We start from the raw sequence: 24,377 nt of genomic DNA, 5'->3' as shown, positions 1-24,377 counted from the left end.
ATACGGCACGCATCAGGTGCGCGGCAGCGCCCCCGACACGTACCGGCTGCCGGGCACACACCACCGCCACGGGAAGTCCATGCCGACGCGAATGCCGATGCGCGGCCCGCCCGCCAGATTCGTGGGCGGCGCCGTGCCGTCGTCGACGATCGCGAACCCTTCGCGCGCAGCGACGAGGTCGACGCCATCCTGCGCACCGCCGATGCCCATCGCCTGCGTCAGCCGCGCCGGCCCGCGGCACAGATCACGATCGCGCGTCTGCGGCGGCCGGGCCGCGCGCATCCGTTCGATCCCGTGCACCGGCTCGAGCGCACGGATCAGCACGCCCGTTCCCGTGCCGTCCGGGCCGCACACGCAGTTGCAGCACCAGTGCATGCCGTAGGTGAAATAGACGTACAGGTGCCCCGGCGGCCCGAACATCGTCGCGTTGCGCGGCGTCTTGCCGCGATAGGTATGCGCGGCCGGGTCGATCGCACCGGCATAGGCTTCCACTTCGACGATCCGCCCTGCCCGGCCGTCCGCGGCCGCGAGGATCTTGTTGAGCAGTTGCGGCGCGACGTCGGTGGCCACGCGGTCGAAGAACGCGCGGGGCAGCACGGCGCCCGGCCACGCAGGCGCGGGTTCACCGCGCCGCATTCCGCCTCTCCGGTTGAAGACCGGAACCGGCCTTCGCGTGCAGACGCAGTTGACGGTAGGCATCGACCAGATCGTCGAGGCCGAACGCGAGATTTCTCCCGCTGGGATTGGGCAGCACCCAGACACTTGCCCCCTGCATGCGGGCCGGCTGCAATCCCCACCCGACCTCACGCTGGCCGGAAAGCGCCGAGTACGCCGCCTTGCCGAGAAAGGCAACGAAGCGCGGCCGATAACGCGCCACCTTTTGCTCGAACCCCGCGGCCGCGGCCATGAATTCCGCGCGCGAAAGCTGATCGGCGCTTGCGGTCGGCCGCTTCACCACCGCCGTCAGGCCGCAGCCATGGCCGAGTATCGCGCGATCGTCCTGCGGCGAAATTTCCGCCGGCGTGAAGCCCGCGAGATGGATCACGCGCCAGAAGCGGTTGCTCCTCCCGGCGAAGTGATGCCCGGTCTCGGCCGCGGTCAGGCCGGGGTTGATCCCGCAGAACAGCACGTCGAGATGCGGAGCGATGAGGTCGGGGAGTTCGTCAGCCACGATTTGCCTGGCGTGCAAGGAACATCGACGTAAACGAAAGAAGGCCCGAAGACCCGGGCCAAGCAACCGGCTTGACTCGGGCATTCGGGCCCATCGTGACGCAGGATACCGGCGTGCCGATCAGAACGGGATATCGTCGTCCATTTCGTCGAAGCCGCCACCTGCCGGTGCGCTCGGACGGCTTTGCGCGCCGCCGCCAGCACCGCCACGCGCCGCGCCGCCGGCACGACCGCCGCCGCCACCGCCGCGTTCCATCTGTTCGCCGCGACCACCGCCGCCACCACCACCGTAGCCGCCGCCGTAACCGCCTTCGTCACCGCCGCCACCGCCGCCGCCCGCACCGCCGCGGCCGCCGAGCATCTGCATCTGGTCGGCGACGATTTCGGTCGAGTAACGATCCTGGCCGTCCTGGCCTTGCCACTTGCGCGTGCGGATGCGGCCTTCGATATAGACCGACGAACCCTTCTTCAGGTATTCGCTGACGATTTCCGCCAGACGGCCGAAGAACGCGACGCGATGCCACTCGGTCATTTCCTTGAAATCGCCGCTTGCCTTGTCCTTGTAGCGGTCGGTCGTCGCGAGACGGATGTTCGCAACCGCGTCGCCGCTCGGCAGGTAACGGACTTCAGGATCGGCGCCGAGATTGCCGACGAGGATGACCTTGTTGACGGATGCCATGTGTTTCTCCAGTAAATTCGATGCCGGGCCGCCCGCTCACGCTGCCGGTGCGGCCCGCCGGGCAAGCCGGCGAACGCCGCCGGTGCCTGCCCGAAGTAAGTTCAGGCCTTGCGCGGCGGCGCTTTCATGCTGGCCGCGATTATAAGCCACGCGGCAACGAGCCCCGAGCACGTGTAGAACACCGTGTTGGCGCCCCCGTGCTTCAGCAGCCAGCCGCCCACGATGCCGCCGAGCGCGAGCCCGATCGACTGCGTGGTGTTGTAGACACCCGTGGCCGCACCCTTGCGCGAACCGGGCGCGAGCTTCGACACGAGCGACGGCTGCGACGCTTCCAGGATGTTGAAACCGAGAAAGTAGATGAACAGAATCGCCGCCACAATCAGGATGGTATGCGGCGCGCTGCCCAGCAGCAATTGACCGATCAGGATAGCCAGAATGCCGCCGAGCAGCACCGGCTTCATCTTGCCCCGTTTTTCCGCGACGATGATCGCCGGAACCATCATCACGAACGCGAGCCCCATCACCGGCAGGTAAACCTTCCAGTGCGCGGCGACCGGCAGGCCGCCGTCGACGAGCAGGCGCGGCACGACGAGGAACAGCGCCGTCTGCGTCGCGTGCAGCACCAGCACGCCGAAGTTGAGGCGCAGCAGTTCGACGTTGTGCAGCACCTCGGCGAACGGCGCGGGCACGTGCACGGGCTTCGCCGCGTCGGGCACGATCCACAGCACGACGCCGATCGCGAGGATCGACAGTACGCCGACGATCACGAACAGCCCGCTCATCCCGACCCAGTGGAACACGATCGGCGCACCGACGATCGCGACCGCGAACGACACGCCGATCGAGCCGCCGACCATCGCCATCGCCTTCGTGCGGTTCTGCTCGGAGGTCAGGTCGGCGATGAACGCGAGCACCGCGGACGAGACCGCGCCCATCCCCTGGATCACGCGGCCGACGATGATCCACGTGATGTCGTGCGCGAACGCGGCGACGAAGCTGCCGATCGCGAAGATCACGAGGCCCGTGGCGATCACCGGCTTGCGGCCGAACTTGTCCGACGCCCAGCCGTAGAAGATGTAGAACAGCGACTGCGTGACGCCGTAGGCCCCGAGCGCGATGCCGACGAGCAGCACGTTGTCGCCGCCCGGGATGGTTTTCGCGTAGACCGAGAACACCGGCATGATCATGAACAGGCCGAGCATGCGCAGCGCGAAGATCGCCGCGAGCGACGTGGTCGCGCGCAATTCGGGCGCAGTCATGCGGGAAGACGTGGCAGACGGATTGGACATCGGGAATGTATTTCGAATGATCGGGATGACCGCCCGACACCGGGCGGCGGAAGATCAGGACCAGCGGCCCGGGAGGCTTGGCGGGCGACACGTCGGGGCAGGATTCAGGCAGCCCGCGGGCCACCCGGAACCGCGCGGCGCGGCCGCTTTCCCGGCGCAGGCGCCGCCTTGCTGCCACCTGCGGCCAAGGCCGGGGGCCCCAAACGACGGCCTCGAAAAGCCGTTATAGTAGCAGGTTTGGTTCCCTCCATTTTCGCCAGGTTCATGGAACAGATCCGTATCCGTGGGGCACGCACCCACAACCTGAAAAACGTCAATCTCGACCTGCCGCGCCACAAGCTGATCGTGATTACCGGGTTGTCCGGGTCGGGCAAGTCGTCGCTCGCGTTCGACACCCTTTATGCCGAGGGCCAGCGCCGCTACGTCGAAAGCCTGTCCGCGTATGCCCGCCAGTTCCTGCAGCTGATGGAGAAACCCGACGTCGACCTGATCGAGGGTCTGTCGCCCGCGATCTCGATCGAGCAGAAGGCGACGTCCCACAACCCGCGTTCGACCGTCGGCACGGTCACGGAAATCCACGACTACCTGCGACTTTTGTACGCACGTGTCGGTACGCCGTACTGCCCCGATCACGACATCCCGCTGGAAGCGCAGAGCGTGTCGCAGATGGTCGACGCGGCGCTCGCGCTGCCCGAGGACACCAAGCTGATGATCCTCGCGCCCGTCATCGCGAACCGCAAGGGCGAGCACGCGGAGCTGTTCGAGGACATGCAGGCGCAGGGTTTCGTGCGCTTTCGCGTGCGCTCGGGCGGCGGCGCCGCGAACGAAGGCGTCGCAAAGATCTACGAGGTCGAGTCGCTGCCGAAGCTGAAGAAGAACGACAAGCACACGATCGACGTCGTCGTCGATCGTCTCAAAGTGCGCCCGGACATGAAGCAGCGCCTCGCCGAATCGTTCGAGACGGCGCTGCGCCTCGCCGACGGCCGTGCGATCGCGCTGGAAATGGATACCGACCACGAGCACCTGTTCAGCTCGAAGTTCGCGTGCCCGATCTGCTCGTACTCGCTGCAGGAGCTCGAGCCGCGCCTGTTCTCGTTCAACAACCCGATGGGCGCGTGCCCGGAATGCGACGGCCTCGGCCAGATCACGTTCTTCGACCCGAAGCGGGTCGTCGCGCACCCGTCGCTGTCGCTCGCGGCCGGTGCCGTGAAGGGCTGGGACCGCCGCAACCAGTTCTACTTCCAGATGCTGCAGAGCCTCGCGGCGTTCTACGAATTCGACATCGACGCCGCGTTCGAGGACCTGCCGGAAAAGATCCGGAAGGTGCTGCTGTTCGGCTCGGGCAAGCAGACGATCCCGTTCTCGTACATCAACGAGCGCGGCCGCACGACGATCCGCGAGCACGTGTTCGAAGGGATCATCCCGAACCTCGAGCGCCGCTACCGCGAGACCGACTCGGTCGCGGTGCGCGAAGAGCTGTCGAAGTACCAGAACAACCAGCCGTGCCCGTCGTGCGAAGGCACGCGCCTGCGCCGCGAGGCGCGCCACGTGCGCATCGGCACCGGCGACCACGCGCGCGGCATCTATGAAATCAGCGGCTGGCCGCTGCGCGACGCGCTCGGCTATTTCGACGGGCTGACGCTCGAAGGCGCGAAGCGCGAGATCGCCGACAAGGTGATCAAGGAAATCGTCGCGCGCCTGACGTTCCTGAACAACGTCGGCCTCGACTACCTGTCGCTCGAGCGCAGCGCCGAGACCCTGTCGGGCGGCGAGGCGCAGCGCATCCGGCTCGCGTCGCAGATCGGCTCGGGCCTGACGGGCGTGATGTACGTGCTCGACGAGCCGTCGATCGGCCTGCACCAGCGCGACAACGACCGCCTGATCGCGACGCTCAAGCACCTGCGCGACCTCGGCAACTCGGTGATCGTCGTCGAGCACGACGAGGACATGATCCGCACGGCCGACTACGTCGTCGACATGGGCCCGGGCGCCGGCGAGCACGGCGGCGTGATCGTGGCCGAAGGCACGCCGAAGCAGGTGCAGTCGAATCCGCAGTCGCTCACCGGCCAGTACCTGGTCGGCAAGCGCACGATCGAGTACCCGGACGAGCGGCTCGCGCCCGATCCCGAGCGGATGCTGCGCATCGTCGACGCGCACGGCAACAACCTGAAGCACGTCGATCTCGAGCTGCCGGTCGGCCTGCTGACCTGCATCACCGGCGTGTCGGGCTCCGGCAAGTCGACGCTGATCAACGACACGCTGTATCACGCGGTCGCGCGCCACCTGTACGGCTCGTCGGCCGAACCGGCGCCGCACGAGGCGATCGAGGGCCTCGAGCACTTCGACAAGGTGATCAACGTCGACCAGTCGCCGATCGGCCGCACGCCGCGCTCGAACCCGGCCACCTATACGGGCCTGTTCACGCCGATCCGCGAGCTGTTCTCGGGCGTGCCGACCTCGAAGGAACGCGGCTACGATCCGGGCCGCTTCTCGTTCAACGTGAAGGGCGGCCGCTGCGAGTCGTGCCAGGGCGACGGCGTGCTGAAGGTCGAGATGCACTTCCTGCCGGACGTCTACGTGCCGTGCGACGTGTGCCACGGCAAGCGCTACAACCGCGAAACGCTCGAAGTGCAGTACAAGGGCAAGAACATCAGCGAAGTGCTCGACATGACCGTCGAGCACGCGTATGCGTTCTTCAATGCGGTGCCGGTCATTGCGCGCAAGCTGAAGACGCTGCTCGACGTCGGCCTCGGCTACATCCGCCTCGGCCAGTCGGCCACGACGCTGTCGGGCGGCGAGGCGCAGCGCGTGAAGCTGTCGCTCGAACTCTCCAAGCGCGACACCGGCCGCACGCTGTACATCCTCGACGAGCCGACCACCGGCCTGCACTTCCACGACATCGCGCTGCTGCTGGAAGTGATCCACCGGCTGCGCGACCAGGGCAACACGGTCGTGATCATCGAGCACAACCTCGACGTGATCAAGACGGCCGACCGGGTGATCGACCTCGGCCCCGAAGGCGGCGCCGGCGGCGGCCAGATCATCGCGCAGGGCACGCCCGAGCAAGTCGCGAAGACGAAAGCGAGCTTTACCGGCAAGTACCTCGCGCCGCTGCTCAAGCGCCCGACCCGCAAGGTCGCGGCGGGCTGACGCTTCGCGCCGCCCTGTCCCTCCCGCGCGCGGCCGCCCGGCCGCGCGCGCCTGCGCGCACCGCGCAACCGGCCTCCTCTCGTTTTCCCTTCTGCGTTTACACCATGCGCCAAACGGCCCCGTTGCGGCCCATAATGGCGGCTATACTTTACGGTCGTAAGGTTCGCCGTACGCACCAATCCGGTGCGGCGCCGGGCGAACACGGCTCTGCCGCGCATTCCGCGGCATGACACACGAACGACAGGAATCCACGATGGAGAAGCAACCAGACTCGTCTCGCGATACGCAGAATCGCGAACCGCACCTGCGCAGCGTGCGGCTGACGAGCGACTTCAGCCTGCCGAAGCTGTCGGCACTCGAGATCGGCAGCTATGCGGTTGCGATCCTCGCGATGTGGCTCGTGATCGAGCTCAAGTTGCTCGGCGGGCTGCTGGCCGGCCTGCTCGTCTACCAGCTGATCCACACGATCGCCCCCGTGATCGAACGTCACACCACGAGCATGCGCGCGCGCTGGGTCGCCGTCGTGCTGCTGGCCATCGCGATCGTCGGCGCGCTGACGGGCCTGACGATCGGCATCATCGAACACTTCGAACGCACGGTGCCGAACCTGCAGAGCCTGCTCGACCAGCTGATGCAGATCGTCGAGCAGACCCGCGCGCGCACGCCGGCCTGGATCGCGAACCTGCTGCCCGTCGACGTCGAGCAGATGAAGACGAAGGCCGCCGTGCTGATGCACTCGCACATGGACCAGCTTCAGCAAAGCGGCAAGAGCGTCGCGCGCGGCTTCGGCCACGTGCTGTTCGGGATGATCATCGGCGCGATGATCGCGATCGGCGTCGAGCACGGCAAGGTGCGCCGGCCGCTGTCCACCGCGCTCGTCACGCGCGTGTCGCGCTTCGCCGACGCATTCCGCCGGATCGTGTTCGCGCAGATCAAGATCTCGGCGATCAACGCGGTGTTCACCGGCATCTACCTGCTCGTCGCGCTGCCGATCTTCCACCAGCGGCTGCCGCTGTCGAAAACGCTCGTGCTCGTCACGTTCATCGTCGGCCTGCTGCCCGTGATCGGCAACCTGATCTCGAACACGCTGATCGTCGCCGTGTCGCTGTCGGTCAGCATGGGCACCGCGATCGCGTCGCTTGCGTTCCTCGTGGTCATCCACAAGCTCGAATACTTCCTGAACGCGAAGATCATCGGCGGCCAGATCGAGTCGCGCGCGTGGGAGCTGCTGCTCGCGATGCTGATCATGGAAGCCGCGTTCGGGCTGCCCGGCGTGATCGCCGCGCCGATCTTCTACGCGTACCTGAAGCGCGAGTTGTACCTGCTGCGGCTGATCTGAAGCAGCCTGCGCGCTCGAGCAACAAAAAACGCCGCACCCCGTAAAGGGTGCGGCGTTTTTACTTGTCCGGGCCTGCGCCGGCGAATCAGCGGAACACGACCGTCTTCGTCCCGTTCAGCACGATCCGGTGCTCGACGTGCCACTTCACCGCGCGCGCGAGCGTCACGCACTCGACGTCGCGGCCGATCGCGGTCAGCTGGTCGGGCGTCATGCTGTGGTCGACCCGCTCGACTTCCTGCTCGATGATCGGGCCTTCGTCGAGATCGGTCGTCACGTAGTGCGCGGTCGCGCCGATCAGCTTCACGCCGCGATCGAACGCCTGGTAATAAGGCTTCGCCCCCTTGAAGCTCGGCAGGAACGAATGGTGGATGTTGATCGCGCGCCCGGCGAGCTGTTCGCACATGTTCGGCGACAGGATCTGCATGTAGCGCGCGAGCACGACGAGATCGGCCTGGTGCTCGTCGATCACTTCCAGCACGCGCGCTTCCTGCGCGGCCTTCGCGGCATCGGACGAGCCGCCGATCAGCGGAAAGTGATGGAACGGGATGTTGTAGCTCGCGGCGAGCTGGTAGAACTCCTTGTGGTTCGACACGATCGCCGGGATCTCGATCGGCAGCTGGCCGGTGCGATAGCGGAACAGCAGGTCGTTCAGGCAGTGGCCGATCTTCGACACCATGATCACGACGCGCGGCTTCACGGCCGCGTCATGCAGTTCCCAGCGCATCGAAAACTGCTCGGCGAGGGGCGCGAATTCCTTGCGAAGCGTGTCGAGCGCCGTCGCGGCATCCGCGCCGCCGCCGTCCTGCTCGAAGTGCACGCGCATGAAGAACTCGCTGGTGCGGCTGTCGCCGAACTGCGCCGAATCGAGGATGTTGTTGCTGCGCTCGAACAGGAAGCCCGAGACCGCATGGACGATGCCGTGCCGGTCCGGGCACGACAGTTTCAAGATAAAGCTGTGATCGGTCGGCATGACCGCTACTCCCTTCGTTTCCGTATTCGTCAAATTGCCCGTTCGCGCCGCCGGACTGCGTGCGCGGCACGCGTCACGCGGCCGGTGCGAACAGGGCGTCGATGCCCGCCGCGTCGGCCGCCGGGATCCAGCGGTGGCGCAGCAGCGTGTCGAGCGTCGCGAGGCTCGCATCCATCGTCGCGCGGCCGGCGCGCAGCCAGCCGATCACCTCGGGCACGCCGGCCAGCAGGTGCTCGGCCACTTCGCCGTCCTGGTTGCGCGGCGCGAAGTCGCGCGGCAGCGGCAGGTCGTACACGAAGATCAGTTCGGACTGCGTGCCTTCCGGCAGCGAGCACAGCACCTGCACCGCGCGGCCCGCGATCGCGCGCGCGGCCAGTTCGGCGGGAATGCCGGCTTCTTCCCAGCATTCCTTCGCGAGCGTCTCGTGAACGCCCAGGCCCCAGCCGATCCCGCCCGCGACGACGTTGTCGAGCATGCCGGGGTCGGTTGCCTTGGTCTCGCTGCGGCGGCCGAGCCACATCTGCGGGACGGCCGCGGCGGGCGGCTCGCCCGGCGCAACCGCATATTCTACGATGCCGTTCAGATGCACCGCGTAAGTCTGCGTGCCGAAGAAGCGCGACGCGGCGCGCTCGATGTACGCGAGCGGCGGATCGTCGAAGCGGTTGCGGATCGCGTAGATCTCGTCGCGCCAGCCGGGAATCGCGCCGTCGGCCGCGAGCGCGCCGATGGCGCTCGCCAGCGCCATGCTGCGTGCGTCGACCGAGTCATAGCGCGCCGCCAGCACGACGCGCTCGTCGGTCAGCTCGAACACGTCGGGCCAGCGGGCGAGCATCGCGACATCCTGGCGGCGCACCCAGCCGACCGCCTGGCCGGCCATCTCGAAACGCAGGTGCGCGGCCGGATCGAAACGGCGCGCGGCCGCAATGCACGGAAACGTCATCGTCGTCAGTCCTTCAGCGCCACGCGGATGCCGATCGCGATGAACGTCGCGCCGGCGATCCGGTCGAGCCAGACGCCAGCCTTCGGGCGGCGCTTCAGCCACGCGCCGATCATGCCCGCGCCGACGCCGAACAGCGAGAAAACCACGGCCGTCTGCAGCATGAACAGCGCGCCGAGTTCGAACATCTGCAGCGTCACGCCCTGCCCGCCGTGCGGATCGACGAACTGCGGCAGGAACACGACGAAGAACAGCGTGACCTTCGGGTTCATCAGGTTGCCGATCACGCTCTGCCGGAAGATCGTGCCGAGCGGCTGCGGCGGGCGCTCGTGCGCGTTCGCGAGGCCCTGGCTGCGCAGCGCCTTGATGCCGATCCACACGAGGTACGCGGCGCCCGCGAGCTTCAGGATCTCGAACGCGACCGGCGACGAACGCAGCACGGCCGCGACGCCGAGCGCCGCGAGCGTCGTGTGGAACAGGATCCCGGCGGTGAAGCCGAGCGCGGCGACGAAACCGGCCGCGCGGCCCTGCGAGATGCCGCGTGCGAGCACCTGCAGGTTGTCGGGACCCGGCGCGAACGTAATCGCGATCGACGTGGCGAGAAACAGCATGAAGTTGGGCATCGAGACCTCGCTGTGTGACGTGGAATCAGGCGTGCCGGCGCTCAGTGGCCGGCGAATTCGGTGACGGTATAAACCGGCAATCCCGCGTTGCGCAGCAGCGCCGAGCCGCCGAGATCGGGCAGGTCGATGATCGCCGCGCCTTCGACGACCTCCGCGCCGAGCCGCTGCAGCAGGTTGCGCCCCGCCATCATCGTGCCGCCGGTCGCGATCAGGTCGTCCATGATGATCACGCGGTCGCCGGGGCGGCACGCGTCTTCATGGATCTCGACCGTCGCGCTGCCGTATTCGAGGTCGTACGATTCCGAGCGCGTCTTGTACGGCAGCTTGCCGACCTTGCGGATCGGCACGAAGCCGACGCTCAGCTCGTACGCGACGATCGGCGCGATGATGAAGCCGCGCGCGTCGAGGCCCGCGACGTAGTCGAGCTTCGCATCGACATAACGCTCGACGAACAGGTCGACGAGGATGCGCAACGCCTTCGGGCTCTGCAGCAGCGTCGTAATGTCGCGGAACATCACGCCCGGCTGCGGCCAGTCGGGCACCGTGCGGATCTGGCTGTGGATGAAGGCGACCGGATCGAGCGGTGCGCCCGACGACGAATGCGGCATGAAACTCTCCGAAAAAAACGGTGCGCGAAGATCGGGCACCGTTTCGAATAAATACGGGTCAGGTTATCAATCCGTGCGCGGCTCAGGCTGCCGCGGCCGGCGGATCGCGCCGATGGCGCGACAGCCGCTCCTCCGCGAGCGCGAGTGCCTCGGGCAGCCCGCGCAGCACGACGATGTCGCTCGCGCGCAGCTTGGTCTGCGGATCGGGTTCGACGCCGCGGATGCCGTGCCGGCGGATCGCCGTGACTTCGAGCCCGAGTACATACAGCCCGAGTTCTTCCAGCGAACGCCCGACCGCGTCCGCGCGCGCATCGACCGGCACCGATTGTAGCCGCACCTGCTCGTGGTCGTCGTCGTCCGCATCGTCCGCGCCGCGGAAATAGCCGCGCAGCAGGCTGTAGCGCTCGTCGCGCATTTCCTCGACGCGCCGCACGACCTTGCGCATCGGCACGCCCACCAGCACCAGCGTGTGCGACGCGAGCATCAGGCTCCCCTCGACGATCTCCGGAATCACCTCGGTCGCGCCGGCCGCGAGCAGCTTCTCGAGATCGGCATCGTCGACGGTGCGCACGATCGCGGGCAGCGTCGGCTCGAGTTCGTGTACGTGGTGAAGCACGCGCAGCGCGGACGGCGTGTTCGCATAGGTGATCGCCACCGCCGCCGCGCGATGGATACCGGCCGCGAGCAGCGACTCGCGGCGCGCCGCGTCGCCGAACACGACCGATTCGCCGGCCGTCGCGGCCGCGCTCACGCGATCGGGGTCGAGGTCGAGCGCGACGTACGAAATGCCTTCCTGTTCGAGCATCCGCGCCAGGTTCTGGCCCGCGCGGCCATAGCCGCAAATGATCACGTGGCCGCGCTGCTTGAGGCTTTGCGTCGCGATCCGCGTCATCTGCAGCGACTGCTGCATCCATTCCGTAGACGAAAGCCGCATCACGATCCGGTCGGCGTTCTGGATCAGGAACGGTGCGGCGAGCATCGACAGCAGCATCGACGCGAGGATCGCCTGCAGCAGCGTCGAATCGACGAGATGCCGGTCGAGGATCAGGTTCAGCAGCACGAAGCCGAATTCCCCGGCCTGCGCGAGCCCGATGCCGGTGCGCATCGCGACACCCGGCGTCGCCCCGAACAGCCGTGCGAGCCCGGCGATCATCGTCCCCTTGAACAGGATCTGCCCGACGAAGAAACCGAGCACGAGGAACGGGTGCTCCCAGATCACGCGCGGATCGAGCAGCATCCCCGTCGTCACGAAGAACAGGCCGAGCAGCACGTCGCGGAACGGCTTGATGTCCTCTTCCACCTGATGGCGGAACGGCGTCTCGGAAATGAGCATCCCCGCGATGAACGCGCCGAGCGCGAGCGACAGGCCGAAGCGGTCGGTGATGAACGCGGCGCCGAGCGTGACGAGCAGCAGGTTCAGCACGAACAGCTCCTGTGAGCGGCGCCGCGCGACGACGTTGAGCCAGCGCGTCATGAAGCGCTGGCCGATGACCAGCAGCAGCGTGAGCGCGATCACGATCTTGACGGCCGCGAAGCCGAGCGTGAGCGCGAGGTCCTTCGACGATTCGGCGCCGAACGCGGCGATCACGATCAGCAGCGGCACCACCGCGAGATCCTGGAACAGCAGCACGCCGAAGATGTTGCGGCCGTGTTCGGTCTCGATCTCGAGCCGCTCGGCGAGCATTTTCGACACGATCGCCGTCGACGACATCGCGAGCGCGCCGCCGAGCGCGATGCTGCCCTGCCACGTGATGTGTACCCAGTGCTCGAACAGCATGCCGAGCACGAGCGCGAGCACGAGTGTCGCGACGACCTGCAGCAGTCCGAGCCCGAACACGAGCCGCTGCATCGCCCTCAGCTTCGCCAGCGAGAACTCGAGGCCGATCGAAAACATCAGGAACACCACGCCGAATTCCGCGAGATGCTCCGCGCGCTCGAGGTCGGCCGCGATGCCGAAGGCGTGCGGGCCGACCAGGATGCCGACGGTCAGGTAGCCGAGCATCGGCGGCAGGTTCAGCGAGCGGAATACGACGACGCCCACCACCGATGCCAGCAGCAGCAGGAGCGTCATTTCGAGCGGGGAAATCACGGGCAAAGCGTCCTCGTTCGTCGGGGCCACGGGAAAGCGGGCGCGGCAGGGTGGCGGTGGACAGGCGACATCGGACGAGTCCGAAGGCCCGGCGCGGCGAACAAACGCCTTTGCTATACTCCGCGCATGATAGCGAAAATCAATGATGATCGGGCGCTCGCGCTCGCCCGCGACGTGCTCGACATCGAGGCGGACGCCGTGCGCGCGCTGCGCGACCAGCTCGACGGCGGCTTCGTCCAGGCCGTCGCGCTGCTGCTCGGCTGCCGCGGCCGCGTGGTGGTGTCCGGGATCGGCAAATCGGGGCATATCGCCCGCAAGATCGCGGCCACGCTGGCCAGCACCGGCACGCCGGCCTTCTTCGTCCACCCCGCCGAGGCCAGCCACGGCGACCTCGGGATGGTCACCTCCGACGACGTCTTCATCGGCATCTCCTATTCCGGCGAATCGGAAGAACTCGTCGCGATCCTGCCGCTCGTGAAGCGGATCGGCGCGAAACTGATCGCGATCACGGGCCGCGCGGGATCGAGCCTCGGCACGCTCGCCGACGTGAACCTGAACGCCGCGGTCTCGAAAGAGGCCTGCCCGCTGAACCTCGCGCCCACCGCGAGCACGACCGCCGCGCTCGCGCTCGGCGACGCGCTCGCCGTTGCGGTGCTCGACGCGCGCGGCTTCGGTTCGGAAGATTTCGCGCGCTCGCACCCGGGCGGCGCGCTCGGCCGGCGCCTGCTCACCTACGTGCGCGACGTGATGCGCTCGGGTGACGACGTCCCGTCCGTCGGGCTCGACGCGACGCTGTCGGACGCGCTGTTCCAGATCACCGCGAAGCGCCTCGGCATGACCGCCGTGGTCGACGCCGACGGCAAGGTCGCCGGCATCTTCACCGACGGCGACCTGCGCCGCGTGCTCGCGCGCGACGGCGACTTCCGCACGTTGTCGATCACCGACGTGATGACGCGCGACCCGCGCACGATCGCACCGGATCACCTGGCGGTCGAGGCCGTGGAACTGATGGAGCGCCACCGGATCAACCAGATGCTGGTGGTCGATGCCGACGGCGTGCTGATCGGCGCGCTGAACATGCACGACCTGTTTTCGAAGAAGGTGATCTGATGAGCGCAGCGCTGACTGCGGCCGAACGCGCGAGCCGCGTGAAGCTGATGATTTTCGACGTCGACGGCGTGCTGACCGACGGCGGCCTGCTGTTTACGGCGGCCGGCGACACGATGAAGTCGTTCAATTCCCTCGATGGCCACGGCGTGAAGCTGCTCGGCGAAGCCGGCATCGCAACCGCGATCATCACGGGCCGCCGCTCGGAAATCGTCGCGGCACGCGCGAAGGAAATGAAGATCGCGCACCTGTTCCAGGGCGTCGAGAACAAGCTTGCCGTGTTCGCCGATCTCATCGCATCGCTCGGCCTCGCCGCCGACCAATGCGGCTACATGGGCGACGACTGGCCCGACCTGCCCGTGATGCTGCGCTGCGGCTTCGCGACTGCCCCCGCGAATGCGCACCCCGAGGTGATCGCCCGCGCGCACTGGGTGGCCGAGGCCCGCGGCGGCCACGGCGCCGTACGCGAAGTCTGCGACGCGATCCTGCGCGCGCAGCGCCGCTACGACGCGCTGCTCGCGGCCGCCTGCGGAGCCTGACGGATGAACACGCATTTCCGCTGGACCCAGCTGCTGCCGCTCGTCGCGGTCGCCGCGCTCGCGGGCATCACCTGGTGGCTGCTGCAGGCCACGCTGCCGCCGCCCGGCGAGGGCACCGCGCAGCCGAAGCGCCATACGCCCGACTATTTCGCGGACAACTTCTCGGTCACCGAGCTCGACCAGTCCGGCACGACCCAGTACCGGCTGACGGCCGCGAAGCTGATCCACTACGAAGACACCGAAAACAGCGACCTGACCGATCCGGCCATGCGCGCGTTCCAGCCCGGCAAGCCGGTCGTGACGACCACCGCGAAGCGCGGCATCGTCAACGGCGACGTGTCGATCGTCGACTTGTACGACGACGCGCGCATCCTGCGCGCGGCCGGCGGCGGCGATCCGCAGATGCAGGCCGATTCCCAGCATTTCCGGATCTTCGTCAATGACGATGTGATCCAGACCGAAAAGCCGGTTAAACTTCAGCGCGGCCTGTCGCTCGTCAACGCGACCGACGGCATGAAGTACAACAACGTCACCCGGGTCATCGAGCTTTACGGCAACGTGCGCGGCACGATCGCCGCGGCGGACACGTCCGGCGGCTCGAAAGGTCAACCCAAGTGACGCATCCCTCACGTGACTGCATGAACGAACCGTTCCCTCGACAGAATTCCGGCGGCGCTGCGCGCGCCGTCCGCGCCGCGCTTGCCGCGGCGCTCGTGGCGCTCCCGCTGGCCGGGCTGGCGCCGCTCGCCCATGCCGAGAAGGCCGACCAGAACAAGCCGATCAACGTCGAGGCCGACAACCTGACCTATGACGACCTGAAGCAGGTCACGGTCGCGACCGGCAACGTCGTGATCACGAAGGGCACGATCATCATCAAGGGCGATCGCGTCGAAGTGCGCCAGGACCCGGAAGGCTATCAGTACGCCACCTCGTTCGGCAGCGGCAAGAAGCACGCGACGTTCCGCCAGAAGCGCGAAGGCCTCGACGAGTACATCGACGGCGACGCCGAGCGCATCGACTACGACGGCAAGCAGGATCTGACCACGCTGACCACCGCCGCGACCGTGCGCCGCCTGCAGGGCACGTCGACCGTCGCCGATACCGTGCACGGCAGCGTGATCACGTACGACGGCCAGCGCGACTTCTACACCGCGAAGGGCGGCAAGGACGTCGCCGCGCCGGGCAACCCGAACGGCCGCGTGCGCGCGATGCTGTCGCCGAAGAACGGCGGCCCCGCGCCGCTGAACGGCGCGCCGGCGAAGCTGTCGCCGTCGACCACGATCCAGGGGGCGCCGGGCCAATGAACGCACTACCGAACCGCCAGCCGGCCGGCACCACGAGCTCGCTCGTGGTCCGCAACCTGAAGAAGCGCTACGGCTCGCGCACGGTCGTCAAGGACGTGTCGCTCGACGTGAAGAGCGGCGAAGTCGTCGGCCTGCTCGGCCCGAACGGTGCCGGCAAGACCACGTCGTTCTACATGATCGTCGGCCTCGTGCCGCTCGACGCGGGCGAGATCTCGCTGAACGGCAGTTCGATCAGCCTGCTGCCGATCCACAAGCGCGCATCGCTCGGCCTGTCGTACCTGCCGCAGGAAGCGTCGGTGTTCCGCAAGCTGACCGTCGAGGAAAACATCCGCGCGGTGCTCGAGTTGCAGCACGGCGAAGACGGCAAGCGGCTGTCGAAGGACGCGATCGCGTCGCGCACCGAAGCGCTGCTCGACGAGCTGCAGATCGGCCACCTGCGCGAGAACCCCGCGCTGTCGCTGTCGGGCGGCGAGCGGCGCCGGGTCGAAATCGCGCGCGCGCTCGCGACCAACCCGAACTTCATCCTGCTCGACGAACCGTTCGCCGGCGTCGACCCGATCGCGGTGCTCGAGATCCAGAAGATCGTCAAGTTCCTGAAGCAGCGCAACATCGGCGTGCTGATTACCGATCACAACGTCCGCGAAACGCTCGGCATCTGCGACCACGCATACATCATCAGCGACGGTTCGGTGCTCGCCGCCGGTGCGCCGAGCGAAATCATCGAAAACGAAAGCGTGCGCCGCGTGTACCTCGGCGAACACTTCCGGATGTAACTCCCCTTCGTGGCTGGCTGCACCCCGCCCGGCATCGCCGCGCGGGGCCGCGTCCTGCTTTGCAACCACGCCCGCGGCCGTGCCCGCGGCCGGGCGGCGCGCCGCGCGTAATCGCGGATGGCTCAACGCGCCTGGGTCGTGGCAAACTGCCGGTATGACTCCCTCCTTGCCATGAAAGCCAGCCTTCAACTCCGCCTGTCGCAACATCTGGCGCTGACGCCCCAGCTACAGCAGTCGATCCGGCTCCTGCAGTTGTCGACGCTCGAATTGCAGCAGGAAGTCGCGATGGCCGTCGCGCAGAACCCGCTGCTCGAGAACGACGACGAATGGATAGCGAGCCCGCTGCGTGTCGCAGCGGACGGATCGTTGATCGCGCAGACGCCTCCCGCCCAGAACACCGAGCCCGCTGCGACAAACAGCAGCAGTTCGTCGAGCGAGCGCGCCGAGCGCGACGAACCGGCCGGCGCGGACGAATACGACGGTTACGCGTCCGGCGACGGCAACGACGGCCCGCAGTGGAATCTCGACGAATTCGGCCGCGCGAGCGGCGCGTCCGACGACGACGACCTCCCGCCGCTGCAGGTGCAGGAAGCGGCGACGTCGCTGCGCGACCACCTGTCCGCACAGTTGCGCGTCACGCAGGCCGGCCCGCGCGATCGCGCGCTCGTGATGTTCCTGATCGAATCGCTCGACGACGACGGCTACCTGACCGCCACGCTCGACGAAGTGCTCGCCGACCTGCCGCCCGAGCTGGAAATCGACTGCGACGAACTGAACGCGGCGCTCGCGCTGCTGCACAGCTTCGACCCGGCCGGGGTCGGCGCCCGCTCGGCATCCGAATGCCTGAAGCTGCAGTTGCTGCGCCTCGATCCGTCCCCGACACGCACGCTCGCACTCGAGATCGTGTCGCAGCATCTCGAACTGCTCGCCGCCCGCGACTTCACGCGGCTGCGCAAGCACCTGAAGGCGAGCGACGACGCGCTGCGCGACGCGCACACGCTGATCCGCTCGCTGGAGCCGTTCCCCGGCGCCGCATACGGCAAGGCCGAGGCCGACTACGTCGTGCCCGACATCATCGTGAAGAAGGCCGGCCAGGGATGGCTCGCGGAGCTCAATCCGGAGGTCGTGCCGCGCCTGCGGATCAACAACCTCTACGCGAACATCCTGCGCAACAGCCGCGGCGATCCGTCGGCCGGCTCGCTCAAGCAGCAGCTCCAGGAAGCACGCTGGCTGATCAAGAACATCCAGCAGCGATTCGACACGATCCTGCGTGTCGCGCAGGCGATTGTCGAGCGTCAAAAGAACTTCTTTGCGCACGGTGAAATTGCCATGCGCCCCTTGGTTTTGCGGGAAATAGCTGATACGCTGGGCCTACACGAGTCGACTGTCAGCCGTGTGACAACCGGGAAGTACATGCTGACCCCGTTCGGGACGCTTGAATTTAAGTACTTCTTCGGATCTCACGTCTCGACCGACACCGGTGGCGCCGCCTCGTCGACCGCCATCCGAGCCCTCATCAAGCAACTGATAGGAGCTGAAGACCCAAAATCGCCACTTTCGGACAGCCGCATTGCCGAGCTGCTGGCAGAACAGGGGTTCGTGGTCGCGCGCCGCACGGTTGCGAAGTATCGCGAAGCCCTCAAGATCCCGGCAGTGAATCTGCGCAAGTCTCTTTAAGCCTGCTGCCTGCCCGGCGGCAGGCGTGTTCCGGCCACCGCGCACACGGGGAACAGGCCGGGCGACCTGTCCGCGATACGCCGCCTCGTGCGGCACGGGCAAGTCGACCGGAGCGCCGCCTCGATGCGGCCGGGTGGTCACTCGCTTGGAGAAGCACTATGAACCTGAAGATCAGTGGACATCATCTCGAAGTCACGCCTGCAATTCGCGAATACGTGATCACCAAGCTGGACCGGGTGCTACGGCATAGCGATCAGGTGATCGATGGCACTGTGATCCTCTCGGTCGACAATCACAAGGAAAAGGACAAGCAGCAGCGCGCGGAAATCAATCTGCACCTGAAGGGCAAGGACATCTTCGTCGAAAGCGCGAACGGTAACCTGTATGCGGCGATCGACCTGCTGATCGACAAGCTGGACCGTCAGGTCGTCAAGCACATGGAGCGCCTGCAAACGCACGCGCACGACCCGATCAAGCTTCAACCGTCGATCGACCAGATCGAACTGCCGCCGCAGTAACCTTCACCGCAACACACACGTCGCCCGGCTCGCCGGGCGTTTTTTTTGCGACTCCTCGCGGTGGTGCAACCGGTCCGTCCACGCTGCGCCACGCACGCAGCTGTGCTCTATAATGTTCCGGTTATCGCCGGGGGGCGCTGGATGCGGTAGCTGCCTTGCAGATTGCCGATGCAGAACGCCTTGATATCGCCGAACATGGATGATCAGTCTGCCGCCGCAAGGAGACCCCAGGCCGCCCAATCGCCTGCCAACATGAATCGCCTAGCCAAAATCCTGCCCATAGAGAACGTCGTCATCGACCTCTCAGTCACCAGCAAGAAACGCGTGTTCGAACAAGCCGGGCTGATGTTCGAGAATCAGAACGGCATCGCCCGCAGCACCGTCACGGACAACCTGTTCGCGCGCGAGCGCCTCGGCTCGACCGGGCTCGGCGAAGGCGTCGCGATTCCGCACGGGCGCATCAAGGGTCTCAAGCACCCGCTCGCCGCGTTCGTCCGGCTCGCCGATGCGATCCCGTTCGAAGCCCCCGACGGCCAGCCGGTCGGCCTCCTGATCTTCCTGCTCGTGCCCGAGCAAGCCACCCAGCAACACCTCGAGATCCTGTCGGAAATCGCGCAACTGCTGTCCGATCGCGACGCGCGCGAGCGTCTGCACAACGAAACGGACATCGCCGAGTTGCATCGCCTGCTCACTCAGTGGCAACCTTGAGTTGATCCGGGCGGATTATTTTCCCGTACGAGGCGGCGCACGCCGCCGTCCAGGGCCGCCCGGCGCCGGCCCGGCATGGCGACGTCCGTCGCCGCGCGCATGCACCGGCCCATTGGAGTGACGGAGCAGTCATGGATACGTCCAGCATCAACGCCCAGAGCATCTTCGACGACAACGCGGCCACGCTGAAACTGAGCTGGCTGACGGGGCATGAAGGCTGGGAACGCGGCTTTTCGGCCGACACCGTCGGCAATGCAACCTCGAGCGCCGACCTCGTCGGCCACCTGAACCTGATCCACCCGAACCGGATCCAGGTGCTCGGCGAAGCCGAAATCGACTACTACCAGCGGCAGACCGACGAAGACCGCTCGCGCCACATGGCCGAGCTGATCGCCCTCGAACCGCCGTTCCTCGTCGTCGCGGGCGGCGCCGCCGCCCCCCCCGAACTCGTGCTGCGCTGTACGCGCTCGTCGACCCCGCTGTTCACGACGCCGATGTCGGCCGCCGCGGTGATCGACAGCCTGCGGCTCTACATGTCGCGGATCCTCGCGCCGCGCGCGACGCTGCACGGCGTGTTCATCGACATCCTCGGGATGGGCGTGCTGCTGACCGGCGATTCGGGCCTCGGCAAGAGCGAACTCGGCCTCGAGCTGATCAGCCGCGGCCACGGCCTCGTCGCCGACGACGCGGTCGATTTCGTCCGACTTGGCCCCGATTTCGTCGAAGGGCGCTGCCCGCCGCTGCTGCAGAACCTGCTCGAAGTGCGCGGCCTCGGCCTGCTCGACATCAAGACGATCTTCGGTGAAACCGCCGTGCGGCGGAAAATGAAGTTGAAGCTGATCGTCCAGCTCGTGCGGCGCCCCGACGGCGAATTCCAGCGCCTGCCGCTCGAAAGCCAGACCGTCGACGTGCTCGGCTTGCCGATCAGCAAGGTCACGATCCAGGTTGCAGCCGGCCGCAACCTCGCGGTGCTCGTCGAGGCGGCCGTCCGGAACACGATCCTGCAGTTGCGCGGAATCGACACGTTGCGCGATTTCATGGATCGGCAACGACTCGCGATGCAAGATCCCGACAGTCAATTCCCCGGCAAACTGGTGTAACCCGCACGCGCCGGCCACGCAACGCCGACGCGTCGAGCCGGTGCTATGATGAAACGTCAGGATTCTCTGCTTCCCATGCGCATCGTCCTCATCACCGGCATCTCCGGCTCAGGCAAGTCCGTCGCGCTGAACGCGCTCGAAGACGCAGGCTATTACTGCGTCGACAACCTGCCGCCGCACGTGCTCCCCGAACTTGCCCGCTACCTCGCGGAGGATGGCCAGCACCGGCTCGCGGTCGCGATCGACGCGCGCTCGAGCGCATCGCTCGACGAAATGCCCGGCCTGATTCGCGAGCTGTCGCGCGAGCACGACGTCCGCGTGCTGTTCCTCAACGCGAGCACCCAGTCGCTGATCCAGCGCTTCTCCGAAACGCGCCGCCGTCATCCGCTGTCCGGCTCGCTGTCGCATGATGCGGACGTCGGCCTGCTGTCATCGCTCGAGGAAGCGATCGAACGCGAACGCCACCTCGTCGCGCCGCTCGCCGAATTCGGCCACCAGATCGACACGAGCACGCTGCGCGCGAACGCGCTGCGTACGTGGGTCAAGCGCTTCATCGAGCAGAAGAACAACGACCTGATGGTGATGTTCGAATCGTTCGGTTTCAAGCGCGGCGTGCCGCTCGACGCCGACCTGATGTTCGACGTGCGCGCGCTGCCGAACCCGTACTACGACCACGAGTTGCGCCCGCTCACCGGGCTCGACCAACCGGTCATCGCCTTTCTCGACGCACTGCCGATCGTCCACCAGATGATCGACGACATCCATGCGTTCCTGATGAAATGGCTGCCGCACTTCCGCGATGACAACCGCAGCTACCTGACCGTCGCCATCGGCTGCACGGGCGGGCAGCATCGTTCGGTGTTCATCGCGGAAACGCTTGCCGCGCGCCTTGCGCGCGAGGCGAACGTGATCGTGCGGCATCGTGACGCGCCAGTGGATGTCGACGCGTCGTCGCGGCTCGTCTCCGAGGTCGACCGACCCTAGCGACGCACGCCCCAACGCCCGCGCGCCATGTCCTCCCTATCGACCACCCTGATCGACCTGCCGCTGTTTCCGCTGCACACGGTGCTGTTTCCGGGGGGGTTGCTCCCGCTCAAGGTGTTCGAGGCGCGTTATCTCGACATGTCCCGCGCGTGCCTGCGCGACAACGCGCCGTTCGGTGTGTGCCTGCTGAAGAGCGGGCCCGAAGTCGCGCAGGACGGCGCCGTGTCGGTGCCCGAGACCATCGGCTGCATGGCGCGCATCACCGAGTGCGATACCGGCGAATTCGGCATGCTTTATCTGCAGGCCGTCGGCACGCAGCGTTTCGAGCTGCTGTCGTATCGCGTGGAAGGCAACGGGCTGCTGGTCGGCATCGCGGAGCCGCTGCCCGACGACATCCCGCTCGAAGGCGAGCAGGCGCTCGCTCAATTCGGCTCGTGCGCCGAGGTGCTCGAGCGCATCATCAACGCGCTGAAGAAGTCCGATCCGGAGAAAATGCCGTTCGGCGAACCGTTCCGCCTCGACGATCCGAGCTGGGTGTCGAACCGCCTCGCGGAACTGCTGCCGCTCGACCTGCGCGCGCGGCAGAAGCTGATGGAGTTTCCGGACGTCGGCGCGCGCATCGATGCAGTGCACCACGTACTCGACCGGCACGGCTGGCTGTAACTACCGCGGCCGATTCCGTCGCGCGTCGCACCCGCCGGAAGACCTTTCCCGCAAGCGGTATCCCGGCGCGTTCCCGAACGCAGCCCGCGCCGCGCCCTTCCCGTTCGTTACAACAGCGGCCCGCTCAGCGCATCGAGCAGCTTGCGCACGGGCGCCGGCACGCCGTACGCGTCGAGCCGGCTCAGCGGGACCCACGCGGTATCCGCATCCCGCGCCCCCGAAGGCAGGCCGCCACCGTCGGCCATGTCGCTCAGCCGAGGCTCGATCTCGAGCCGGAAATGCGTAAACGTGTGCGTGAGCGGCGCGAGCGGCACCGTGCCGCCGCCGCCGAAGCCGCGCGCGAGTTCCGCGAGCGCGGCGTCGCCGTCCGCTTGCGGCAGGCTCCACAGCCCGCCCCAGATGCCGGTCGGCGGCCGGCGCTCGAGCAGCACGGCGTCACCGTCGCGCAGCACGAGCATCCAGGTCTTGCGTGTCGGCACCGCCTTCTTCGGCCGCGCGGCCGGCAGCTCGCGCTGGCGGCCCGTCGATTGCGCAACGCAATCGCCCGCGAACGGGCAACGCGCGCAATCGGGCTTGCCGCGCACGCACAGCGTCGCACCGAGATCCATCAGCCCCTGCGTGTACGCGCTCACGTCGGCCGCATTCGCGGCGTCGGGCAACAGCGATTCGGCGAGCGCCCACATGTCGTTCTCGACACGCTTCTCGCCCGGAAAGCCCTCGACGCCGAAAACCCGCGCAAGCACGCGCTTCACGTTGCCATCGAGGATCGTCGCGCGCGCGCCGTACGCGAACGACGCGATCGCCGCGGCCGTCGAACGGCCGATGCCCGGCAGTTCGGCCAACGCGTCGGGCGTCGCCGGAAACGCGCCGCCGTGCTCGGCGACGACGGCCTGCGCGCAGCGGTGCAGATTGCGCGCGCGCGAGTAGTAACCGAGCCCCGCCCACAACGCCATCACGTCGTCGGTCGGCGCGGCTGCGAGCGCGGCGACGTCCGGGTAGCGTTCGAGAAAGCGCGTGTAATACGGGATGACGGTCGATACCTGCGTCTGCTGCAGCATGATTTCCGACAGCCAGATCCGGTACGGATCTCGCGTGTTCTGCCACGGCAGGTCGTGGCGGCCATGCTCGCGCTGCCATGCGACCAGGCGCGTGGCGAACGTGCGATGCAGCGGCGTGACGGGGAACGGAGCGGGGGCGATGCGGGGCGGCTTCAAGTTGTCTGATCGGGGAATAAGGTTTCAACGCTGAGGTTTCAACGCTGGCAGGTCGGGCAAAAATAAGTCGACCGTTGGCCCTGCACGATCTGGCGAATCGGTGTGCCGCATACACGGCAGGGTTGGCCGGCACGGTCGTAGACGAAGCAGTCGAGCTGGAAATAGCCGCTTTCGCCGTTGCTGCCGACAAAATCGCGCAACGTGCTGCCGCCACGCTCGATCGCGTCGGCGAGCGTCGCGCGCACCGCGTCGGCCAGCCGCTCGTAGCGCGGCAGCGAGACCTTGCCGGCGGCCGTCGTCGGCCGGATGCCCGCACGAAACAGGCTCTCCGACGCATAGATGTTGCCGACGCCGACGACCATGTCGCCCGCGAGCAGCGCCTGCTTGACCGACACGGTGCGGCCGCGCGTGCGCGCGTGCAGCAGCGCGCCGGTAAACGCCGGCGAGAACGGCTCGACGCCGAGGCTCGCGAGGAGCGGATGTGCATGCACGTCGCCTGCTTCGCGCGGGTGCCACAGCACCGCGCCGAAACGGCGCGGATCGCGGAACCGCAGCACGAATTCGTCGAAGATCCAGTCGATGTGGTCATGCTTGGCGGCGACCGGCACGCCGTCGGCGGGCAGCACGCGCAGCGTGCCCGTCATGCCGAGATGGACGATGAACCAGCCTGCGTCGACCTCGAACAGCAGGTACTTGCCGCGACGCTCGACGGCGAGCACCTCGCGCGCGCGCAACTGCTCGGCGAGCCCTGCCGGCACGGGCCAGCGCAACATCTCGGTACGGACGTCGACTCGCTCGACGCGGCGGCCTGCGACAAAGGGCTCGATGCCCCGGCGCGTGACTTCGACTTCTGGCAACTCTGGCATGTTTTACGGGTCTGAGGCTGGATTCACGATCGTGCGTGTATTGTAGCGAGCGCGTTACAATCGGTTGAAA

The 24,377-nt window shown here is 67.2% G+C and carries 24 protein-coding genes; 13 read left to right on the top strand and 11 right to left on the bottom strand.

The window, feature by feature from the left end:
- Positions 1-12: 12 nt before the first annotated feature.
- The 4 genes from ABIC51_RS23180 to ABIC51_RS23165 all read right to left on the bottom strand — a co-directional run bounded on the left by ABIC51_RS23180 (position 13) and on the right by ABIC51_RS23165 (position 3,138).
- A complete protein-coding gene (locus ABIC51_RS23180; protein WP_175898164.1) occupies positions 13-636 on the bottom strand; it encodes a DNA-3-methyladenine glycosylase in 624 nt (207 codons plus the stop codon).
- Positions 623-1,171 (bottom strand): G/U mismatch-specific DNA glycosylase, encoded by a 549-nt coding sequence (gene mug / locus ABIC51_RS23175; protein WP_175898163.1) that lies wholly within the window; start codon positions 1,169-1,171, stop codon positions 623-625. The genes ABIC51_RS23180 and mug overlap by 14 nt, the downstream gene beginning before the upstream one ends.
- Positions 1,172-1,291: 120 nt before the next feature.
- Positions 1,292-1,849, bottom strand: a complete 558-nt coding sequence (locus ABIC51_RS23170; protein WP_021162583.1) for a single-stranded DNA-binding protein — start codon at positions 1,847-1,849, stop codon at positions 1,292-1,294.
- Between the two features lie 101 nt (positions 1,850-1,950).
- A complete protein-coding gene (locus ABIC51_RS23165) occupies positions 1,951-3,138 on the bottom strand; it encodes an MFS transporter (RefSeq protein ID WP_175898162.1) in 1,188 nt (395 codons plus the stop codon).
- A gap of 264 nt (positions 3,139-3,402) precedes the next feature.
- Here ABIC51_RS23165 and uvrA point away from each other — a divergent pair, with 264 nt between their 5' ends.
- Positions 3,403-6,288 carry an excinuclease ABC subunit UvrA gene (uvrA, locus tag ABIC51_RS23160; RefSeq protein ID WP_354006644.1) on the top strand — a complete coding sequence of 962 codons (2,886 nt, stop codon included), beginning with the start codon at positions 3,403-3,405 and terminating at the stop codon, positions 6,286-6,288.
- A gap of 253 nt (positions 6,289-6,541) precedes the next feature.
- Positions 6,542-7,627: an AI-2E family transporter gene (locus tag ABIC51_RS23155; protein WP_027789110.1), complete on the top strand. Its 1,086-nt coding sequence runs from the start codon at positions 6,542-6,544 to the stop codon at positions 7,625-7,627.
- Between the two features lie 85 nt (positions 7,628-7,712).
- Here the strand turns inward: ABIC51_RS23155 and purU are convergent, their stop codons facing one another.
- The 5 genes from purU to ABIC51_RS23130 form a co-directional block, all read right to left on the bottom strand.
- Positions 7,713-8,597 (bottom strand): formyltetrahydrofolate deformylase, encoded by an 885-nt coding sequence (gene purU, locus ABIC51_RS23150; RefSeq protein ID WP_021162590.1) that lies wholly within the window; start codon positions 8,595-8,597, stop codon positions 7,713-7,715.
- Positions 8,598-8,670: 73 nt separating this feature from the next.
- On the bottom strand, positions 8,671-9,537 hold the full coding sequence (locus tag ABIC51_RS23145; protein WP_027789108.1) for an NUDIX hydrolase: 867 nt from the start codon (positions 9,535-9,537) through the stop codon (positions 8,671-8,673).
- A 5-nt stretch (positions 9,538-9,542) separates the two neighbouring features.
- Positions 9,543-10,157 carry a LysE family translocator gene (locus ABIC51_RS23140; RefSeq protein ID WP_021162592.1) on the bottom strand — a complete coding sequence of 205 codons (615 nt, stop codon included), beginning with the start codon at positions 10,155-10,157 and terminating at the stop codon, positions 9,543-9,545.
- Positions 10,158-10,198: 41 nt separating this feature from the next.
- Positions 10,199-10,765: an adenine phosphoribosyltransferase gene (locus tag ABIC51_RS23135; protein ID WP_011353218.1), complete on the bottom strand. Its 567-nt coding sequence runs from the start codon at positions 10,763-10,765 to the stop codon at positions 10,199-10,201.
- An 82-nt stretch (positions 10,766-10,847) separates the two neighbouring features.
- Positions 10,848-12,854, bottom strand: coding sequence for a monovalent cation:proton antiporter family protein (locus ABIC51_RS23130; RefSeq protein ID WP_027789107.1), 2,007 nt, complete (start codon positions 12,852-12,854; stop codon positions 10,848-10,850).
- Between the two features lie 126 nt (positions 12,855-12,980).
- Here ABIC51_RS23130 and kdsD point away from each other — a divergent pair, with 126 nt between their 5' ends.
- The 11 genes from kdsD (at position 12,981) to ABIC51_RS23075 (ending at position 22,227) form a co-directional block, all read left to right on the top strand.
- On the top strand, positions 12,981-13,964 hold the full coding sequence (kdsD, locus tag ABIC51_RS23125; RefSeq protein ID WP_027789106.1) for an arabinose 5-phosphate isomerase KdsD: 984 nt from the start codon (positions 12,981-12,983) through the stop codon (positions 13,962-13,964).
- Positions 13,964-14,500 (top strand): KdsC family phosphatase, encoded by a 537-nt coding sequence (locus ABIC51_RS23120; protein ID WP_021162596.1) that lies wholly within the window; start codon positions 13,964-13,966, stop codon positions 14,498-14,500. Before kdsD ends, ABIC51_RS23120 begins: the two co-directional genes overlap by 1 nt.
- Before the next feature lie 3 nt (positions 14,501-14,503).
- A complete protein-coding gene (gene lptC / locus ABIC51_RS23115; RefSeq protein WP_027789105.1) occupies positions 14,504-15,118 on the top strand; it encodes an LPS export ABC transporter periplasmic protein LptC in 615 nt (204 codons plus the stop codon).
- A gap of 20 nt (positions 15,119-15,138) precedes the next feature.
- A complete protein-coding gene (gene lptA / locus ABIC51_RS23110) occupies positions 15,139-15,804 on the top strand; it encodes a lipopolysaccharide transport periplasmic protein LptA (protein WP_021162598.1) in 666 nt (221 codons plus the stop codon).
- A complete protein-coding gene (gene lptB / locus ABIC51_RS23105; RefSeq protein ID WP_021162599.1) occupies positions 15,801-16,577 on the top strand; it encodes an LPS export ABC transporter ATP-binding protein in 777 nt (258 codons plus the stop codon). Before lptA ends, lptB begins: the two co-directional genes overlap by 4 nt.
- Positions 16,578-16,748: 171 nt before the next feature.
- Positions 16,749-18,254, top strand: coding sequence for an RNA polymerase factor sigma-54 (locus ABIC51_RS23100; protein ID WP_027789104.1), 1,506 nt, complete (start codon positions 16,749-16,751; stop codon positions 18,252-18,254).
- Between the two features lie 158 nt (positions 18,255-18,412).
- Positions 18,413-18,772, top strand: coding sequence for a ribosome hibernation-promoting factor, HPF/YfiA family (gene hpf / locus ABIC51_RS23095; protein WP_006477786.1), 360 nt, complete (start codon positions 18,413-18,415; stop codon positions 18,770-18,772).
- A 168-nt stretch (positions 18,773-18,940) separates the two neighbouring features.
- A complete protein-coding gene (locus tag ABIC51_RS23090; protein ID WP_034195946.1) occupies positions 18,941-19,480 on the top strand; it encodes a PTS sugar transporter subunit IIA in 540 nt (179 codons plus the stop codon).
- Between the two features lie 131 nt (positions 19,481-19,611).
- Entirely contained in the window at positions 19,612-20,580 is a 969-nt protein-coding gene (hprK, locus tag ABIC51_RS23085) for an HPr(Ser) kinase/phosphatase (RefSeq protein ID WP_011353227.1), read from the top strand.
- Positions 20,581-20,655: 75 nt separating this feature from the next.
- On the top strand, positions 20,656-21,564 hold the full coding sequence (gene rapZ, locus ABIC51_RS23080; RefSeq protein WP_021162602.1) for an RNase adapter RapZ: 909 nt from the start codon (positions 20,656-20,658) through the stop codon (positions 21,562-21,564).
- 27 nt (positions 21,565-21,591) lie between these two features.
- On the top strand, positions 21,592-22,227 hold the full coding sequence (locus tag ABIC51_RS23075; RefSeq protein WP_027789102.1) for an LON peptidase substrate-binding domain-containing protein: 636 nt from the start codon (positions 21,592-21,594) through the stop codon (positions 22,225-22,227).
- Between the two features lie 107 nt (positions 22,228-22,334).
- On the opposite strand, the gene mutY is transcribed toward ABIC51_RS23075, so the two are convergent.
- Both mutY and mutM read right to left on the bottom strand, forming a co-directional pair.
- Complete coding sequence (gene mutY, locus ABIC51_RS23070) at positions 22,335-23,441, bottom strand: A/G-specific adenine glycosylase (protein ID WP_027789101.1); 1,107 nt, start codon at positions 23,439-23,441, stop codon at positions 22,335-22,337.
- 38 nt (positions 23,442-23,479) lie between these two features.
- On the bottom strand, positions 23,480-24,307 hold the full coding sequence (gene mutM, locus ABIC51_RS23065) for a bifunctional DNA-formamidopyrimidine glycosylase/DNA-(apurinic or apyrimidinic site) lyase (protein ID WP_059688686.1): 828 nt from the start codon (positions 24,305-24,307) through the stop codon (positions 23,480-23,482).
- Positions 24,308-24,377: the final 70 nt, after the last annotated feature.

The organism is Burkholderia sp. 572 (genome assembly GCF_040545135.1).
GTDB classification, from domain to species: Bacteria; Pseudomonadota; Gammaproteobacteria; order Burkholderiales; family Burkholderiaceae; genus Burkholderia; species Burkholderia cepacia.
This window is presented reverse-complemented; position numbering and strand designations above follow the sequence as displayed.